Below are 17,235 nucleotides of genomic sequence, written 5' to 3'. Positions count from 1 at the left end.
AAGGCGGCCCGCGGGCCGCCTTGTTGCTTATTATTCGCCGCGCAACACCTGCAGCCGGGCTATCTGCCGCCCCTGCGCATCGAAGTTGTCCGCGCTCAGCCAGCGCGCCAGCGCCTGCCGCACCGCCGGCCACCGGTCGGCGGTGATGGCGAACCAGTCGGTATCCCGGCTGCGCCCCTTGACGATCACCGCAAAGCGGAAGTTGCCCTCGTAGCGAAAGCCCAAGCGCAGCGCGGCCTGGCGCGATGGCGCGTTATGGCTGTCGCACTTCCACTCGCAGCGGCGGTAACCCAGCGTGTCGAAGGCATAGCGCAGCAGCAGCGCGATGGCCTCGGTGGCGCTGGAGCGCTGTTTCATCAACGGCGACCAGCTGACGTGGCCGATCTCCAGCACGCCGTTGGCCTCGTCGATGCGCATCAGCGCCACCGTACCCACTGGCGCGTCGCTGGCGGCGTCGAACACCGTCAGGTTGACCAGCGTCGGGTTGGCCTGCAGCGTCTCCAGATGCTGCAGCATCGCCGCCGGCGTATCGGGCCGTTCGATAGACAGATAGGTCCAGTCGCGGCCGTCCGGCGCCAGCTGGAAAGCATCGTACAGCGCGGCGTAATCCCGCTGCGGCTCGAGCGGCGCCAGTGAACAGAAACGCCCGCCGAGCGTTGCGCCGCCCGGGCGGCGAGCCGGCTGCCAATCCGGCATCGGTTCGCCAATCGGCTGACCATAACGATTCATTGCCATACGCGCCTCCTGCGGTTAACGGGTATAAACGATAAACGAACTTCTTCTGCCGATTTTGTCGTACAGCGAACGCGCCGGCGCGTTGTACTCCTGAGTCATCCAATAGACCCGATCGCTGCCGCGCGCCTCCGCCAGCCGATACGCCTGTTCGAACAGTTTTTCCGACACTTTATGGCCGCGCGCCTGCGGCGACACAAAGAGATCTTCGATATAACAATAGCCCACCGCGCTCCAGGTGGACGGATGGAATACCAGGTTCATCAGCCCCAGCAGCCGGCCGTCGGCATCCTCCGCCACCAGCCCGTACACCTGTTCATCCTGCCCCAACCGTTCGAAGGTGCGATCGGTCACCTGCGGCGCCACGTCGGCGCGGTAGAAGTCGAGATAGCCCTGCCACAACGCCAGCCATTGCGCTCTGTCGTCGCCATTGATTCTGCGGATAGTCACTTCACGATTTGATGGGTTCATAGCGCCTCACGGGGTTAAGATATTATTTCCATTAGGGAAATAACCGAATAGCGGCAGGATACACCGCGCAGCGACGGTGTAATACGGACCAATTCAAAACGCCGAGCAGACCAATTTTAACCGCCGTTTTCCCGCGGCAGCGCGTTGAACACCTGCGCCAGCGTGGCGATAAAGCGCACGATCTCGTCCGGCGCATAGGCCGAGAAACCGAGCACCAGCGCCCCGCGCTGCGGCGCGCCGGTGTAGAAATCCGCCAGGCCGTACAATCGTATTCCCCGCTCGGCCGCCGCCGTCACCAGCCGCCGCTCCGTCGCCGCATCCGCCAGCGGGCAAACCAGCTGCAGGCCACCCTGCGGCAAGGCCGGGCGCGTCCAGGGCGCGAGATGGCGATGCACCGCGTCGTACAGGACGTCCAGCCTCGCCTTGTACAGCGTACGCATATTGCGCAGATGCTCGGCGTAGCCGCCCTCGTGCAGGCAGTGGAACAGCGTCATCTGCGCCAGTGCCGACGTGTAGCCGTCCTGAAACTGCCTGGCGGCGACCAATGGCCGCACCAGCTGCGGCGGCGCGATCATAAAACCGATGCGCAACCCCGGAAACAGCGTCTTGCTGAAGGTGCCGATGTACAGCGTGCGCCCGCCGCTGTCCAGCCCCTGCAGCGCCGCCTTGGTTTGTCGATCGTAGTTGAACTCGGCGTCGTAATCGTCTTCGATGATCCAGGCCCGCCGGCTCTGGGCCCACTGCAACAGCGCCAGGCGCCGCTCGAGGCTCAGCGAGTATCCCAGCGGGTAATGATGGGACGGCGTGATGTAAACGCCCCGCCCGCCCCCCGAAGCCTGCATCAGTTGCCCGACGTCCAGCCCTTGCTCATCAATGCCGATCGGCCGCGCCTGCAGCCCCGCCGACTGCACCAGTTTTTTCGCCCCCTGGTAACCCGGCTCTTCGACGAATACCGCATCGCCGGGATCGAACAGCACCTGCGTGCACAGCGCCAGCGCCTGCTGAGAGCTGGTGACCACGATCACCTGCTCCGCCGTCGCCTTGACGCCCCGCTCCCGCTGCAAATAGTGCGCGATCTCCGCACGCAGCTCCGGCAAGCCCTGCGGATCGGCATACCCCAACAGCCGCTCGCCGTGCCGCCGCAGCGCCTGCTTTTCCCACTGCAGCCACGAATCGATGGGAAACGCCCGCAGATCCGCCAGCGAGGGCGTCAGCGACGCCTGACGGCTGGTGTGCGGCGTATGGCTGACCGCCAGCAACGCCCGGCCGCGATCGCTTAGCTCGCGTTCCGCCAGCCGCGCCTCCTGGCCCGCCTGCGTCGCCAGCAGTTCACGGCCGAGCAACGTATCGCAGCGATAGCGAACATAGCTGCCTCGCCCCACCGCCCGGCTGATGTATCCCTCCGCCTCCAGCCGCGCGTAGGTCTGCTCCACCGTATCGCGCGCCACTCCCAGCCGGGGCGCCAATGCGCGGCTTGGCGGCAGCTTCGCCCGCCACGGCAGTTCCCCGGCGGTGATGAGCCGCAACAGGGCCTGATGCAGCGCCGAACGTCGGGTCAACCCCTGCTGACGCTGCTGGGTGAAGGCCGCCAGGATTGCCGCGTCGTCCGCGCAGGATGGGTGGTCACTCATGGGCTGTCTGTTTCTCCAAACTCGGGGCGATTGCACACTACTCTACCTTATTTCATCCCCTCGGCGGCGGCAGTTGCGCTGCCCGGCGAAATCCCCTTAAATAAGCCATTGCATTGAGGTTACAGGATTTCCGTCGGCTATGAGCAAGGAGACCAACCAGCGTCTGCTGGAAAAACTGCTGCAGGATCTGGCCAGCGCGGGCGCGATGCCGCTGTATCTGCGCTTTAACGCCTCGGTGCGCCAGGCCATCGAGCAAGGATTGCTGAACGCGGGGGATTTCCTGCCCAGCGAGCGTCTGTTTACCGAACGGCTCGGCATCTCGCGCATCACGGTGCGCAAAGCGCTGGCCTGTCTCGAGCAAGACGGCATCATCGTCCGTTCACGCGGTTACGGCACTTTCATCCAGGCGCAACGGCCCGCGCCGAAGCTGCGCTATTCATTAGCGGACGTCAAAGGGTTCTCGCGCGAGGTGATGCAACAAGGGCGCCGGCCGGACACGCAATGGCTCAGCCGCGAACGGGTGCCGGCCAGCGCCGAACTGGCGGAAAAGCTCCAGCTGGCGACCGGAACGCCGCTCTATCAACTCAAACGTATCCACTTTCTCGATCGGCAGCCGATGTCGGTGGCGGTGTCCTACGTGGTGGTGGCGGCGATTGCCAACGTCGACGAGATTGGCATCTCGCTCTATGACTACTTCCGCCGAAATAACGTGGAGATGGGATCGCTGCGCAGCCAGGTCAGCGCGGCCATGGCCGATGACGACATCCGCCGGGCGCTGCAATTATCAGAACCGATGCCGCTGCTGATCGTGCGCCAGACGCTGTTCGACCACCGCAAGAAGCCTATCGAATACAGCGAAAGCTTCTGCCGCAGCGACATGTACGAATTTACCAGCGAAAGCTGATCCGTTACGCCTCGCCCTGCCGACGGCGGCGAAAACGCACGAACGCCTGGGCATACGCCTCGACGTCCAGTGGATTCACCCGCTGCAACTGCGCCAGCAGCGCAGGATCCATCGCTTCGGCGCCGTGCAGCGCGCCGCAGACAGCGGTGGCCATCGCGCCGATGGTGTCGGTATCGCCCCCCAGGTTGGCGCACAGCACGGCGCAACGGGTAGGATCGGTTTGCGCCAGCTGCACCATCGCCAACGCCGCCGGCACCGACTCGATGGTGCTCACCCCGGCGCCAATCAGTTGATATATCCGCTCGGATGCCTGTTCGGGATCGGCCGCCTCATCCACCACCTGAAACGCCAACTCGATGCGCGCCGCCAGCGAAGGGCTGAACGTCGTCACCTGACGGCGCTGGGCATACTCCGCCACGCCCGGCAACGCCAGGCGAATCGAGGCCCAGTCCGCCCCCTCCACCGCACGCGAAACCGCCCAGGCGATCGCCACGGCACCGGCGACGGCGATGTCGGATTTGTGCGTCGGACTGGAGGCCAGCCACACCTGCTGACAGAACCCCTCCAGCGGCGCAGACGGCAGCACGCAGCCCAAAGGCGAAATGCGCATCGCCGCGCCGTTGGTGATGCCGTTGTTTTCCAACGCGGCGATCGGCGTGCCCGCTTTCTGCTCGCTCAACGCCAGTTTGGAACTGGGGCCGAGAATGTTCTTGTTGAAGGCGTCAAAACTGTCCACCCAGCGGATCACGTTGCGGGCGATCAGTTCTGGCACCACCTCGCCTTCCGCTTCCAGCAGCGCATCGGCCAGCGCCAACGCCATCGAGGTATCGTCGGTATATTGCCCGGCCTTGAAGTAACAGGCGGCTGAGTTCTCCGCCGGCCCATCGAGGAAGCCGTCTATCCAGCCGAAGTGGCGCTTAACCCGCTCGCGCGGCCACAGCTCGGAAGGCATGCCGAGCGCGTCGCCCAGCATCTGTCCGTAAAATGCGCCCGCTATGCGTTCTGCCTGGGTTAATTGCTTCATCCATCGCTCCTGAGAAAATATGCCGATACCTCAATAATACCTTATTAGTACCTTTAAAGCTTATCAAGCGCTCCGGTTCACACTTTCCTTTCGCGGCAATGCCCGACGCGTTTAAGTTGCGTTTAACGTTGCCCCGCCGCTGTTTATCCGACGTTTATCAGAACTTGTCGATAATGTCGGCGAACAAATTGATAACGCTTATTTTAATACATTGCTTCGGCTCTCTTGCGGGCCGGGCGGGTTATACCTACCATAACCTCAGCATTTTTTGCCAAAATGGTTCAGGTGGCCGCGTTATCCCCTGACACGCCGCAGAGCGTGTTCCCTTTTATCGCGTGGGTGACAGGACATTCACCCGCACAGTCACAGGAGTTCGCTATGCGAGTACTGGTTGTTGAAGATAATGGTTTGCTGCGCCACCACCTTTCCGTTCAGATGCGCGAGATGGGCCATCAGGTCGATGCGGCTGAAGACGCCAAGGAAGCCGATTATTTCCTGCAGGAGCATGCGCCGGATATCGCCATCGTCGATCTCGGCCTGCCGGGCGAAGACGGCCTGAGCCTGATCCGCCGTTGGCGCGCGCACCAGACCAAGCTGCCGATCCTGGTGCTGACCGCCCGCGAAAGCTGGCAGGACAAAGTGGCGGTGCTGGAAGCCGGCGCCGACGACTATGTCACCAAGCCGTTCCACCTGGAAGAAGTGATCGCCCGCATGCAGGCGCTGATGCGCCGCAACAGCGGCCTGGCATCGCAGGTGATCGTGCTGCCGCCGTTCCAGATCGATCTGTCGCGCCGCGAACTGAGCGTCAACGATCAACAGATCAAGTTGACCGCCTTTGAATACACCATCATCGAGACCCTGATCCGCAACGCCGGCAAGGTGGTGAGCAAGGATTCGTTGATGCTGCAGCTTTACCCGGACGCCGAACTGCGCGAAAGCCACACCATCGACGTGCTGATGGGCCGCTTGCGCAAGAAGGTGCAGGCGGAATACCCGCATGAAGTGATCACCACGGTACGTGGCCAGGGCTATCGTTTTGACGCGAAGTGAACATGATGTTCAACAAGAATAAAAAACCGTTTTCGCTGCGCGCCCGCTTCCTGATGGCGACCGCCGGGGTGATCCTGGCGCTGTCGCTCTCTTACGGTTTGGTGGCGGTCGTCGGCTACATCGTCAGCTTCGACAAGACCGCCTTCCGCCTGCTGCGCGGCGAAAGCAACCTGTTCTTCAGCCTGGCGCAGTGGAAAGACAACAAGCTCACCATCGCCATTCCTCCCGATATCGATCTCAATTTTCCCACGCTGGTGTTTATCTACGACGATAAAGGCAACCTGCTGTGGAGCCAGCGCAAGGTGCCGGAGCTGGAGAAGCTGATCAACAAGGAATGGCTGGAGGAGTCCGGCTTCTACGAAATTGACACCGATACCCGCATCAGTAGCGAAGTGCTGGGGGACAACCCCAAAGCGCAGGATCAGCTGAAGAATTATGACGATACCGATCAGAACGCGCTGACGCACTCGGTGGCGGTCAATACCTATGCCGCCACGGCGCGGCTGCCGGCGTTGACCATCGTGGTGGTCGACAGCATTCCGCAGGAGCTGCAGCGCTCCGACGTAGTGTGGGAGTGGTTCAGCTACGTGCTGCTGGCCAACCTGCTGCTGGTGGTGCCGCTGCTGTGGCTGGCGGCTTACTGGAGCCTGCGGCCGATCAAGGCGCTGGTCAATCAGGTGGGCGAGCTGGAGAACGGCGAACGCGATCAGTTGGATGAGAACCCGCCCAGCGAACTGCGCGGCCTGGTGCGCAATTTGAACATTCTGGTGCGCAACGAACGCCAGCGCTACACCAAATACCGCACTACCCTGTCGGATCTGACCCACAGCCTGAAAACGCCGCTGGCGGTGCTGCAAAGCACCCTGCGCTCGCTGCGCAGCGGCAAGCAGACCACCATCGAAGAAGCCGAGCCGATCATGCTGGATCAGATCGGGCGCATCTCTCAGCAGATCGGTTACTACCTGCATCGGGCCAGCATCAACTCCGGCCAGACGGTGCTGACGCGCGAGATCCACTCGGTGCCGGCGCTGCTCGACAGCCTGGTGGTGGCGCTGAACAAGGTTTATCAGCGCAAAGGGGTGGTGATCACGCTGGACATCTCGCCGGAAGTGACCTTTATGGGCGAGAAGAACGACTTTATGGAAGTGATGGGCAACGTGTTGGAAAACGCCTGCAAATACTGCCTCGAGTTCGTGGAAATCACCTCGCTGCACTCCGAGAAAAACCTCATCCTCGTCATCGACGACGACGGCCCGGGCATCCCGGAAAGCAAGCGCCAGCTGATCTTCCAGCGCGGCCAGCGGGTGGATACCCTGCGTCCCGGTCAGGGCCTTGGCCTGTCGGTGGCGGCGGAGATCATCGAGCAATACGACGGCGAAATCGTCATCAGCGACAGCCCGCTCGGCGGCGCGCGCATGCAGGTCACCTTCGCCCGCCAGCACGATACCCACCACAACGAGTAAATTATGCCTCTGCGGCCCCGATCCACGGGGCCAAACTTCCGTTATAATCGCACTCAGGCTCACTCCTCTATCCTGGAATAGAACATGGATTATCAATTAGACCTGGACTGGAACGATTTTTTGCAACGTTATTGGCAAAAACGTCCGGTGATTCTGAAGCGCGGCTTCAAAAACTTTATCGATCCGATCTCCCCGGATGAGCTGGCCGGGCTGGCGATGGAAAACGAAGTGGACAGCCGCCTGGTCAGCCACCAGGACGGCCGTTGGCAGGTCGCGCACGGCCCCTTCGAGAGCTTCGATCACCTGAGCGAAAACAACTGGTCGCTGCTGGTGCAGGCGGTGGACCACTGGCATGAGCCTTCCGCAGCGCTGATGCGCCCGTTCCGCCAACTGCCGGACTGGCGGATGGATGACCTGATGATCTCCTTCTCGGTGCCGGGCGGCGGCGTCGGCCCGCACCTCGATCAGTACGACGTGTTCATCATTCAGGGCACTGGCCGCCGCCGCTGGCGAGTCGGGGAAAAAACGCCGCTGAAACAGCACTGCCCGCATCCGGATCTGCTGCAGGTAGAGCCGTTCGACGCCATCATCGACGAAGAGATGGAGCCGGGCGACATTCTCTACATTCCGCCGGGCTTCCCGCATGAAGGCTACGCGCTGGAAAACGCGCTCAATTATTCGGTGGGCTTCCGCGCGCCGAACGGCCGCGAGCTGGTGAGCGGCTTCGCCGATTACGTGCTGGCGCGCGAGCTGGGCAGCAAACGCTACGGCGATCCGGACGTTAAACTGCGCGAACACCCGGCGGAGATCCTGCCGCAGGAAGTGGACGCCTTACGGCAGATGATGCTGGATCTGGTGCAACAGCCGGAACACTTCCAGCACTGGTTCGGCGAGTTTATCTCCCAATCGCGCCACGAGCTGGATCTGGCGCCGCCGGAGCCGCCGTATCAGGCCGGGGAAATCTACGAACTGCTGCAACAGGGTGAAGCGCTGCAGCGCCTGGGCGGGTTGCGCGTGCTGCGCGTCGGCGATCGCTGCTTCGTCAACGGCGAACTGATCGACACCGACCAGCTGCAGGCCGCAGACGCCCTGTGCCAGCACTTCAGCGTCGACGCCGCCCTGCTCGGCGACGCGGTAGACGATCCGTCATTCCTGGCGCTGCTGACCGCGCTGGTCAACAGCGGCTATTGGTACTTTAACGACTGATTGCGAGTACGCGAACAAGCCACCCTATCGGGTGGCTTTTTTTATGCCTGCCGCGCCTGCGCGCGAAAACCGGCCAGCGCTTCATTCGCCATGCCCACCTGCTCCGCCGCCGTGCAAATCTGCCGCCAGGTATTGGCGTCTATCGGTATGCCCTGCTCCAGCCGCGCCGCGCGGTTGGCCTCTTCCCATTCTCCCGGCACCGCGATCGGCTGTTCGCCGCTCGGCGGCGATGCCTTCACCCAGCCGATAAACGCTTCGGCCTCGGCCTGCATTTGCGGGGCGTCGAAGGCCTGAGGATCGAGGATCAGGGTCGTCATGCAGTTGAAGATGGCGTCGCTGTCGGCTTTCAGCGTGGCGTCGTGGGTGGTGCGGCCGCCGGAGAGCGCGCCGCCGAGGATCTCACACATCGCCGCCAGCGCATAGCCTTTGTGCAAGCCGAACGGCAACAGTGACCCAAACGGCGCTTCGTGCATCACCTTCGGTTCGGTGGTGGGTTGCCCGTGTTCGTCGATCAGATAGCCCGGCGCCACCGACAAGCCTTTGTTATAGGCCACCCGAGTCTTGCCGAAGGCGATGCCGCTGGTGGCGAAATCCAACAGCAGCGGCGTGCGGCCCGGCCGCGGGAAAATGGCGCAGAACGGGTTGGTGCCGAAGCGGCGATCGCTGCCGCCGAACGGCGCCACCATCGGATCGCCCACCACGTTGACGAAGTGAATCGAGATAAAACCGGCGCGGGCGCACTGTTCCGCCCAATGGCCGATGCGGCCGATATGGTGCGCGTTGTGCAGCGCCACCGCCGCCAGGCCCAGTTTACCGGCGCGCTCAATGCCTAGCGCCATCGCTTCGCTGGCCACCACCTGGCCGAAGCCGCGCGCGCCGTCGAGCGTCAGCACCGCGCCGGCGTCGCGCACCACCTCGGCATGTTGATTAAGCTGCAATTGCCCTTGCGCCAACGATGCCATGTAACTGGGGATCATGCCGACGCCATGCGAATCGTGCCCGGCCAGATTAGCCTGCACCAGGTGATCGGCCACCAGCTCGGCTTCGCGCGCCGTGCTGCCGGCCTGGCGCCAAATCGCCTGAACGAACTGCGTCAAATGCGAGCCGGCGATGCGGAATTCGGTGCTCATCATGCGGTCCTTATGCGTGGGGAATGGGCTTCCACACTATGAGCAACGCCTTGTTGCGGCAAGCGATTATGATAATCGCAAGCGTCCTGTTTTACCGCGCCCGCTCGGCGGTCAGCGCCGCGATGCGCATGATCACCGCCACCGCTTGCTCCATGCCTTCCAGCGTCACGAATTCGTGCTTGCCGTGGTAGTTGTAGCCGCCGGTGAACAGGTTCGGGCACGGCAGGCCGCGGAACGACAGCTGCGCGCCGTCGGTGCCGCCGCGGATCGGTTTCATCACCGGTTCAATGTCGCAGTCGCGCATTGCCTGCTGCGCCAGCGCGATCGCGTGCGGATGCTCCGCCACCTGTTCGCGCATGTTGTAATAACTGTCTTCGATGCTGACTTCAATATAACAATCGCGCGGCAGGCCTTTGCCGACCTCGCGGGCGATCTCCACCATCTTGCGTTTGCGCGCCTCGAATCCCTCGCGCTCGAAGTCGCGCAGGATGTAGTGCATTTCGGCGCGTTCCACGCTGCCCTTGATGCTGCTGAGGTGGTAAAAGCCCTGGTAACCCTCGGTGGTCTCCGGCGTTTCGTCCGCCGGCAGCGCCTGATGAATGCGGGTAGCCAGCGACAGCGCGTTGACCATCACGCCCTTGGCGCTGCCGGGGTGCACGCTGTTGCCGAGGATTTTGATCGTCACCGAGGCGGCATTGAAGTTTTCGCACTCCAGCTCACCGACGCCGCCGCCGTCCACCGTGTAAGCCCATTCGGCATTGAAGGCCGCCACGTCGAACAGCTGCGCCCCCTTGCCCACCTCTTCATCCGGGGTGAAGGCCACGCGGATGTCGCCGTGCGGGATTTTGCACGCGCGCAGGCGCGCCATGGCGGTGAGGATCTCGGCGATGCCGGCCTTGTCGTCGGCGCCCAGCAGCGTTTTGCCGTCGGTGGTGATCAGGGTCTGCCCCAACATCTGGTGCAGGATCGGGAACATCACCGGCGACAGCACTTCATCGCCAATGCCGAGCGCAATATCGCCGCCGCGATAGTTCTCGACGATCTGCGGATTGACGTGTTTGCCGCTGAAATCCGGCGAAGTATCCAGATGGGCGATAAAACCGACCGCCGGCACCGGCCAGGCGACGTTACCCGGCCAGGTGCCCATCACGCAGCCGTGCTCACTGAGCGACACCCGCTCGAAGCCGAGCGCGATCATTTCCTGCTGCAACGCACGCGCCAGCTTCAACTGCCCGTCGGTGCTCGGCACATGCTTTACGTTCGCTTTGGACTGGGTGTCAAAAGAGACGTAGTTGAAAAAGCGGTCAAGTAATTTATCCATGGTGGCGGCCCCTCAGAATATCGCGTTTCATTATGCTGAACCGATCAGGATCAAATATTGCGTCAGGTCATTTTTAACCAGAATTCGCCAATATCATTAATCTTTGTGATGATTTCAGAGGGAAATAACGCTGTCATCACAGGGTCATTTGTCGCTATCATGATGAAAAACGCGGCATCTGGGCCGGATCGGCTTTCAATTCCGGCATTCAGCGTCTATCATGCGCGCTCGAAAAATTTCCATTGGCGCAACTGGTTTGAGCTTCTTTTGAATCGCGGGCATGCCCGCAAGCTCCGGCAGTCTTTTCCAGTTGCGGTTCTATCTGCATTAGCCCACGGGATAGAGTAAGACGATAAATGACTGAGACATCCTCTCGAGCCCCCCTTGTTGAACTGCATGCCCTGAGCAAAGCGTTCGATGGCAAAACCATCATTGCCGATCTGGATCTGACGATTAATCACGGCGAATTCCTCACCATTCTTGGCCCCTCCGGCTGTGGCAAAACCACGGTGCTGCGCCTGATTGCCGGTCTGGAAGACGCCGATCGGGGCCGCATCGCGCTCGACGGCCAGGACATCACCGCCATTGCGGCCGAGCATCGCCACGTCAACACCGTGTTTCAGAGCTATGCCCTGTTTCCGCACATGTCGGTGTTCGACAACGTCGCTTTCGGCCTGCGCATGCAAAAGGTGCCGGCGGCCGAACTGACGCCGCGCGTCGAAGAGGCGCTGCGCATGGTGCAGTTGGACGACTTCGCCAAGCGGCGGCCGGGCCAGCTCTCCGGTGGCCAACAGCAGCGTGTGGCCATCGCCCGCGCGGTGGTCAACAAGCCGAAAGTGCTGCTGCTGGACGAATCGCTGTCGGCGCTGGACTACAAGCTGCGCAAGCAGATGCAGAACGAACTGAAAGCGCTGCAGCGCAAGCTGGGCATCACCTTCGTGTTCGTCACCCACGATCAGGAAGAAGCGTTGACCATGTCGGATCGCATCGTGGTGATGCGCGAAGGCCGCATCGAGCAAGACGGCACGCCGCGTGAGATCTACGAAGAGCCGAAAAACCTGTTCGTCGCCAGCTTCATCGGCGAGATCAACATCTTCGACGCGGTGGTCCTGCAACGCCTCGATCCGCAGCGGGTGCGCGCCAATGTGGAAGGCCGCGAGTGCGACATCTATGCCGATCTGCCGGTAGAACCGGGCCAAAAGCTCAAGGTGCTGCTGCGCCCGGAGGATCTGCGGGTGGAAGAAGTGAACGACAGCGCGCAGCACGACGGGCTGATCGGTTACGTGCGTGAGCGCAACTACAAAGGCATGACGCTGGAATCGGTGGTCGAGCTGGAGAACGGCAAAACGGTGATGGTCAGCGAGTTCTTCAACGAAGACGATCCGGACGTCGATCACTCGCTCAATCAGAAGATGGCGGTGACCTGGGTCGAAAGCTGGGAGGTGGTGCTGGCCGATGAAGAAATCGCGTAAAGTCTTCCAGAATGTGGTGATCGTCGGCGTCGTCGCCTGGCTGTTGCTGTTCGTGTTCATGCCGAACCTGATGATCATCGGCGCCAGCTTCCTGACCCGTGATGACGCCAACCTGGTGCAGATGGTGTTCACGCTGGATAACTACCGGCGCTTGTTCGATCCGCTGTATGCCCAGGTGCTGCTGCACTCGCTGAACATGGCGCTGATCGCCACCCTGTGCTGCCTGGTGATCGGCTATCCGTTCGCCTTTATTCTGGCGCGCTTGCCGCAGAGGGTGCGGCCGCTGCTGCTGTTTCTGCTGATCGTGCCCTTCTGGACCAACTCGCTGATCCGCATCTACGGCCTGAAGCTGTTTCTCAGCACCCGCGGCTATCTCAACGACGCGCTGCTGTGGATCGGCGTTATCGACAAGCCGCTGCGCATCATGTACACCTCGGAAGCGGTGATCCTCGGCCTGGTATATATCCTGCTGCCGTTTATGGTGATGCCGCTCTACTCCAGCATCGAAAAGCTCGATAAATCCTGCCTGGAGGCGGCGCGCGATCTCGGCGCCAGCAAGCTCCAAACCTTTATCCGCATCATCGTGCCGCTGACCATGCCGGGCATTATCGCCGGCTGCCTGCTGGTGGTGCTGCCGGCGATGGGGCTGTTCTTCGTCGCCGATCTGATGGGCGGAGCCAAAAACCTGCTGATCGGCAACGTGATTAAAAGCCAGTTCCTCAATATCCGCGACTGGCCGTTCGGCGCGGCCACCAGCATCTGCCTGACGCTGGTGATGGGGCTGTTGCTGCTGGTCTATTATCGGGCCGCCCGCCTGCTGAACAAGAAGGAGGATCTGGCATGATCGGACGTCTGCTGCGCGGCGGCTTTATGACGCTGGTATACGCCTATCTGTATATCCCGATCGTCATCCTGATCGTCAACTCCTTCAACGCCTCGCGCTTCGGCATCAACTGGCAAGGGTTCACCACCAAGTGGTACAGCACGCTGCTCAACAACGACAGCCTGTTGCAGGCGGCGGGCCACTCGCTGACCATGGCGGTGCTCTCCGCCACCTTCGCCACGCTGATCGGCTCGCTGACCGCAGTGGCGCTGTACCGCTACCGCTTCCGCGGCAAACCGTTCGTCGGCGGCATGCTGTTTGTGGTGATGATGTCGCCGGACATCGTGATGGCCATCTCGCTGCTGGTGCTGTTCATGTTGCTGGGCATTTCGCTCGGCTTCTGGTCGCTGCTGTTCTCGCACATCACCTTCTGCCTGCCGTTCGTGGTCGTGACCGTCTACGCGCGCCTGAAAGGCTTCGACGTGAAGATGCTGGAAGCCGCGCGCGATCTCGGCGCAAGCGAGTTCACCATCCTGCGCAAAATCATCCTGCCGCTGGCGATGCCGGCGGTGGCGGCCGGTTGGCTGCTGAGCTTCACCCTGTCGATGGACGACGTGGTCGTCTCCTCCTTCGTCACCGGGCCGAGCTACGAGATTTTGCCGCTGAAGATCTATTCGATGGTGAAAGTCGGCGTCTCGCCGGAGGTTAACGCGCTGGCCACCATTTTGCTGCTGCTGTCGCTGACGCTGGTGATCGCCAGCCAGTGGGTGATGCGCGATCGCTCGCCCAAGGCCGAGTAATCCTTCCCGCCGGGCGCTGCGGCGCCCGTCTCTTTCATTGACCACAATGATATGAAAGCGGCCTTTGGTGATGGCCCTGACTCGGTTAACCCGCTGATTTGCCGCTGGGATAACCGCCTTTACCCACCCCGCCCCCGCCCCTATAATGGCCCCTTTCTGGGGTATGGCGCGGCCGAAAACGGCGGCTCATACGGGTTCGGCTCACTACTGCTGAAGGATACGCTGCATGAAAAAGTGGTCACATCTGCTCGCAGCCGGGATGATGGCGCTGAGTTTCTGCTCTGCAAACGCCTCTGACGGCAAAACGCTGTATTTCTATAACTGGACTGAATACGTCCCGCCGGGGCTGCTGGAGCAGTTCACCAAAGAAACCGGCATCAAGGTGATTTATTCCACCTATGAATCCAACGAAAGCATGTACGCCAAGCTGAAGACCTACAAGGACGGCGCGTACGATCTGGTGGTGCCTTCCACTTACTTCATCGCCAAGATGAGCAAGGAAGGCATGCTGCAAAAAATCGACAAGAGCAAGCTCAGCCACTTCAAGGATCTCGATCCTACCCTGCTGAACAAGCCGTTCGATCCCAACAACGACTACTCCATCCCTTACATCTGGGGCGCCACCGCCATCGGCGTTAACAGCGACGCGCAGGATCCGTCCACCGTCACCTCCTGGGCCGATCTGTGGCAGCCGCAGTACAAAGGCCGTCTGCTGCTGACCGACGATGCGCGCGAAGTGTTCCAGATGGCGCTGCTCAAGCTGGGCTATTCGGGCAACACCACCGATCCGAAAGAGATCGAAGCCGCCTACCGCGAACTGCAAAAATTGATGCCGAACGTGCTGGCCTTCAACTCCGACAACCCGGGCAACCCGTTTATGGAAGGGGAAGTCAACGTCGGCATGGTGTGGAACGGTTCGGCCTTCGTGGCGCGCCAGGCCGGCACGCCGCTGGAGATCGTCTGGCCGAAGGAAGGCGGGATCTTCTGGATGGACAGCCTGGCCATTCCGGCCAACGCGCGCAACGTCGAGGGGGCGCTGAAGCTGATCGACTTCCTGCTGCGGCCGGAAATCGCGGTGCAGGTGGCGGAAACCATCGGTTACCCGACGCCGAACCTGGCGGCGAAGAAGCTGCTGTCGCCGGAGATCGCCAACGATCCGTCTCTCTACCCGGATAAAACTGTGATTGAGCACGGCGAGTGGCAAAACGACGTCGGCGACGCCAGCACGCTGTACGAAAGCTACTTCCAAAAGCTGAAAGCCGGGCGCTAACACGCCCGCCATCCCATCAGGGCGCGCATTGCGCCCTGATGTCTTTAGGGCTTATCGGCCCGCGCCACCTTGCCCACCAGGAATTTGTGCACAAAACGCGGCACCACTTCGCTGGCCAGGCCGTAGTGTTTCTCGTCGAACTGGCTTTCCACCTGACTCGGCTCCAGGTTCAGCTCCATCGCGTAGGCGCCGCCCAGCCGCGCCTCATGCACGAACCCGGCCGCCGGATAGACATGGCCGGAGGTGCCGATGGCGACGAAGAAATCGGCCTTGCTCAGCGCCTGGTAGATGTCGTCCATGCCCAGCGGCATCTCGCCGAACCACACCACGTGCGGCCGCAACGGCGCCGGGAACTGGCAGCAGTGGCAACGCTCATCGACGCTGAGATCGCCGGGCCACTCGAACACCTGGCCCGACTGGGTGCAGCGCACCTTCAGCAATTCGCCGTGCATGTGCAGCACCCGCTTGCTGCCGGCGCGCTCATGCAGGTTATCGATGTTTTGCGTGACCAGCAGGAAGTTGTCCCCCAGCCACTCTTCCAGATCCGCCAGCGCGCGGTGCGCGGCGTTCGGGGCGATGTCCTCGGTCTGCAGCTGGCGGCGACGTTCATTGTAAAACGCCTGCACCAGCGCCGGATCGCGCTGAAAACCTTCCGGCGTGGCGACGTCCTCCACCCGGTGCTCTTCCCACAGCCCATCCGCGGCGCGGAAGGTGCGAATGCCCGACTCGGCCGAAATGCCGGCCCCGGTCAACACCACCACAAACGGCTTTTTCAGCTCGGCCGCCGCCATGGTGTCACGGTGAAAAATGCGTGAACGAAAGCGCTGATGCAGCACATGCTTACTCTTGCGAAACTGACACAGCCGATGGCGAGTGTGCATTAACTCTCTCCTTACTTTTCCCTGTTTACCCTTCTTACTGAACGTTGCGGCGTTGTTGGCTGTATACATTCACGCCTGGCCGCAACGCCCATTACGTTGGGCGAGTCAAATTGAGAAACGCTGCGCCGCGCACGCCGCCGGCGTCGCCATAGCGCGCCTTCTCGATGCGCGGCAGCCGAGCCACCCGCAGCAGGTGCGCCGGTAGCCGCTGCGGCAACGCCTGGTAAATGGCGTCGAAGTTCGACAGCCCGCCGCCGATCACCACCAGGTGCGGATCCAGCACCGTCAGCAGGTTACCCAGGCAGATCGCCAGCACGTCCATAAAGCGATCGACATGCGCCACGGCCTGCGGCTCACCCGCCTGATAATGCGCAATGATCTCGGTGGCGGGCAAGCGCCGGCCATAAAAATGGGCGTACATCCATTCGAAACCGCGGCCCGATATGTAATTTTCAATGCAACCCTGATGGCCGCACCCGCAGGCGACGCGAGGCACATCACGCCCCAGCACCTCGAGCGCGTCCACCGGCAGGCGCAAATGGCCGAACTCGCCGGCGATATAGTTGCGCCCGGGCATCGTCTTGCCCTCGACGATCAGGCCGCCGCCTACGCCGGTGCCTAAGATGATGCCCAGCACCGTCGGGTAGCGGCGGAACTCGTCGTCCCAGGCCTCCGACAGCGCAAAGCAGTTGGCGTCGTTATCGACCCGCACCTCGCGCCCGATCAGCGCCGCCAGATCGCGCGGCAGCGGCCGCCCCATCGCCGCCGGCACATTGGCGGTAAACAGCGTGCCGTCATCGTCGTTGGGCAGGCCCGGAATGCCGATGCCGACGCTGCCGCGCCGGCCGCAAAACGCATCCGCCTCAAGGGTCAGCTCGCACAGCGTAGCCAGCAGTTGCCGATAATCGTCGCGCGGCGTCGGCATCCGCTTTTGCCAAATGCGCTGCAGGCTGTCGTCGAACACCCCCAGCTCAATCTTGGTGCCGCCCATATCGAAACCGTAGTACATAACCCATCCCCAGGCTAAAAAAACGGGGCGGCATCGCTGCCTCCCCGT

Annotated in this window: 17 protein-coding genes; 9 read left to right on the top strand and 8 right to left on the bottom strand. The window is 62.0% G+C overall.

The window, feature by feature from the left end; all coding sequences use genetic code 11:
• Window positions 1-30 precede the first annotated feature (30 nt).
• From HWW83_RS19875 to pdxR, 3 genes are all read right to left on the bottom strand, one after another.
• Window positions 31-735, bottom strand: coding sequence for a GNAT family N-acetyltransferase (locus HWW83_RS19875; protein ID WP_170852792.1), 705 nt, complete (start codon window positions 733-735; stop codon window positions 31-33).
• A 15-nt stretch (window positions 736-750) separates the two neighbouring features.
• Window positions 751-1,203, bottom strand: a complete 453-nt coding sequence (locus HWW83_RS19870) for a GNAT family N-acetyltransferase (protein WP_033642777.1) — start codon at window positions 1,201-1,203, stop codon at window positions 751-753.
• A gap of 116 nt (window positions 1,204-1,319) precedes the next feature.
• Complete coding sequence (gene pdxR / locus HWW83_RS19865; RefSeq protein ID WP_046686904.1) at window positions 1,320-2,834, bottom strand: MocR-like pyridoxine biosynthesis transcription factor PdxR; 1,515 nt, start codon at window positions 2,832-2,834, stop codon at window positions 1,320-1,322.
• A 139-nt stretch (window positions 2,835-2,973) separates the two neighbouring features.
• Between pdxR and HWW83_RS19860 the strand changes: the two genes are divergently transcribed.
• Entirely contained in the window at window positions 2,974-3,738 is a 765-nt protein-coding gene (locus tag HWW83_RS19860) for a GntR family transcriptional regulator (RefSeq protein WP_176589503.1), read from the top strand.
• A gap of 4 nt (window positions 3,739-3,742) precedes the next feature.
• Here the strand turns inward: HWW83_RS19860 and HWW83_RS19855 are convergent, their stop codons facing one another.
• Window positions 3,743-4,762, bottom strand: coding sequence for an ADP-ribosylglycohydrolase family protein (locus HWW83_RS19855; RefSeq protein ID WP_046686902.1), 1,020 nt, complete (start codon window positions 4,760-4,762; stop codon window positions 3,743-3,745).
• A gap of 378 nt (window positions 4,763-5,140) precedes the next feature.
• On the opposite strand from HWW83_RS19855, the gene phoP reads away from it, so the two are divergent.
• The 3 genes from phoP to HWW83_RS19840 all read left to right on the top strand — a co-directional run bounded on the left by phoP (window position 5,141) and on the right by HWW83_RS19840 (window position 8,481).
• Window positions 5,141-5,812, top strand: coding sequence for a two-component system response regulator PhoP (gene phoP / locus HWW83_RS19850; protein ID WP_004941169.1), 672 nt, complete (start codon window positions 5,141-5,143; stop codon window positions 5,810-5,812).
• A gap of 5 nt (window positions 5,813-5,817) precedes the next feature.
• Window positions 5,818-7,275, top strand: coding sequence for a two-component system sensor histidine kinase PhoQ (gene phoQ / locus HWW83_RS19845; RefSeq protein WP_033652118.1), 1,458 nt, complete (start codon window positions 5,818-5,820; stop codon window positions 7,273-7,275).
• Between the two features lie 84 nt (window positions 7,276-7,359).
• A complete protein-coding gene (locus HWW83_RS19840) occupies window positions 7,360-8,481 on the top strand; it encodes a ribosomal protein uL16 3-hydroxylase (protein WP_004941161.1) in 1,122 nt (373 codons plus the stop codon).
• A gap of 41 nt (window positions 8,482-8,522) precedes the next feature.
• On the opposite strand, the gene HWW83_RS19835 is transcribed toward HWW83_RS19840, so the two are convergent.
• Both HWW83_RS19835 and pepT read right to left on the bottom strand, forming a co-directional pair.
• Window positions 8,523-9,611, bottom strand: coding sequence for a malate/lactate/ureidoglycolate dehydrogenase (locus HWW83_RS19835; protein WP_176589523.1), 1,089 nt, complete (start codon window positions 9,609-9,611; stop codon window positions 8,523-8,525).
• Between the two features lie 91 nt (window positions 9,612-9,702).
• Complete coding sequence (pepT, locus tag HWW83_RS19830) at window positions 9,703-10,932, bottom strand: peptidase T (RefSeq protein WP_176589502.1); 1,230 nt, start codon at window positions 10,930-10,932, stop codon at window positions 9,703-9,705.
• Window positions 10,933-10,989: 57 nt separating this feature from the next.
• Here pepT and HWW83_RS19825 point away from each other — a divergent pair, with 57 nt between their 5' ends.
• The 5 genes from HWW83_RS19825 (at window position 10,990) to potD (ending at window position 15,297) form a co-directional block, all read left to right on the top strand.
• Entirely contained in the window at window positions 10,990-11,280 is a 291-nt protein-coding gene (locus HWW83_RS19825; RefSeq protein ID WP_127897190.1) for a hypothetical protein, read from the top strand.
• 8 nt (window positions 11,281-11,288) lie between these two features.
• The gene (gene potA / locus HWW83_RS19820) at window positions 11,289-12,404 is read left to right on the top strand and encodes a spermidine/putrescine ABC transporter ATP-binding protein PotA (protein WP_033652054.1); all 1,116 of its coding nucleotides are present in this window, start codon (window positions 11,289-11,291) and stop codon (window positions 12,402-12,404) included.
• Window positions 12,388-13,248 carry a spermidine/putrescine ABC transporter permease PotB gene (potB, locus tag HWW83_RS19815; protein ID WP_046686900.1) on the top strand — a complete coding sequence of 287 codons (861 nt, stop codon included), beginning with the start codon at window positions 12,388-12,390 and terminating at the stop codon, window positions 13,246-13,248. Before potA ends, potB begins: the two co-directional genes overlap by 17 nt.
• Window positions 13,245-14,027: a spermidine/putrescine ABC transporter permease PotC gene (gene potC / locus HWW83_RS19810; protein ID WP_033642769.1), complete on the top strand. Its 783-nt coding sequence runs from the start codon at window positions 13,245-13,247 to the stop codon at window positions 14,025-14,027. Before potB ends, potC begins: the two co-directional genes overlap by 4 nt.
• A gap of 226 nt (window positions 14,028-14,253) precedes the next feature.
• Entirely contained in the window at window positions 14,254-15,297 is a 1,044-nt protein-coding gene (gene potD, locus HWW83_RS19805) for a spermidine/putrescine ABC transporter substrate-binding protein PotD (RefSeq protein WP_033642768.1), read from the top strand.
• Window positions 15,298-15,341: 44 nt separating this feature from the next.
• On the opposite strand, the gene cobB is transcribed toward potD, so the two are convergent.
• Window positions 15,342-16,178, bottom strand: coding sequence for a Sir2 family NAD+-dependent deacetylase (gene cobB / locus HWW83_RS19800; RefSeq protein ID WP_046899329.1), 837 nt, complete (start codon window positions 16,176-16,178; stop codon window positions 15,342-15,344).
• A gap of 91 nt (window positions 16,179-16,269) precedes the next feature.
• Window positions 16,270-17,187, bottom strand: a complete 918-nt coding sequence (gene nagK / locus HWW83_RS19795; protein WP_149542861.1) for an N-acetylglucosamine kinase — start codon at window positions 17,185-17,187, stop codon at window positions 16,270-16,272.
• Window positions 17,188-17,235: the final 48 nt, after the last annotated feature.

The sequence above is a fragment of the Serratia ureilytica genome, from assembly GCF_013375155.1.
Lineage (GTDB): Bacteria > Pseudomonadota > Gammaproteobacteria > Enterobacterales > Enterobacteriaceae > Serratia > Serratia ureilytica.
Note: the sequence above shows the minus strand (reverse complement) of the source record. Positions and strands in the feature narration are given on the sequence as shown.

Coding starts and splice junctions, on each gene's coding strand:
- nagK (WP_149542861.1), bottom strand. CDS start 17,187: ATGTACTACGGTTTCGATATGGGCGGCACCAAGATTGAGCTGGGGGTG.
- potB (WP_046686900.1), top strand. CDS start 12,388: ATGAAGAAATCGCGTAAAGTCTTCCAGAATGTGGTGATCGTCGGCGTC.
- HWW83_RS19875 (WP_170852792.1), bottom strand. CDS start 735: ATGGCAATGAATCGTTATGGTCAGCCGATTGGCGAACCGATGCCGGAT.
- pdxR (WP_046686904.1), bottom strand. CDS start 2,834: ATGAGTGACCACCCATCCTGCGCGGACGACGCGGCAATCCTGGCGGCC.
- potA (WP_033652054.1), top strand. CDS start 11,289: ATGACTGAGACATCCTCTCGAGCCCCCCTTGTTGAACTGCATGCCCTG.
- potD (WP_033642768.1), top strand. CDS start 14,254: ATGAAAAAGTGGTCACATCTGCTCGCAGCCGGGATGATGGCGCTGAGT.
- phoP (WP_004941169.1), top strand. CDS start 5,141: ATGCGAGTACTGGTTGTTGAAGATAATGGTTTGCTGCGCCACCACCTT.
- HWW83_RS19840 (WP_004941161.1), top strand. CDS start 7,360: ATGGATTATCAATTAGACCTGGACTGGAACGATTTTTTGCAACGTTAT.
- HWW83_RS19870 (WP_033642777.1), bottom strand. CDS start 1,203: ATGAACCCATCAAATCGTGAAGTGACTATCCGCAGAATCAATGGCGAC.
- HWW83_RS19860 (WP_176589503.1), top strand. CDS start 2,974: ATGAGCAAGGAGACCAACCAGCGTCTGCTGGAAAAACTGCTGCAGGAT.
- phoQ (WP_033652118.1), top strand. CDS start 5,818: ATGTTCAACAAGAATAAAAAACCGTTTTCGCTGCGCGCCCGCTTCCTG.
- HWW83_RS19855 (WP_046686902.1), bottom strand. CDS start 4,762: ATGAAGCAATTAACCCAGGCAGAACGCATAGCGGGCGCATTTTACGGA.
- HWW83_RS19835 (WP_176589523.1), bottom strand. CDS start 9,611: ATGAGCACCGAATTCCGCATCGCCGGCTCGCATTTGACGCAGTTCGTT.
- pepT (WP_176589502.1), bottom strand. CDS start 10,932: ATGGATAAATTACTTGACCGCTTTTTCAACTACGTCTCTTTTGACACC.
- cobB (WP_046899329.1), bottom strand. CDS start 16,178: ATGCACACTCGCCATCGGCTGTGTCAGTTTCGCAAGAGTAAGCATGTG.
- potC (WP_033642769.1), top strand. CDS start 13,245: ATGATCGGACGTCTGCTGCGCGGCGGCTTTATGACGCTGGTATACGCC.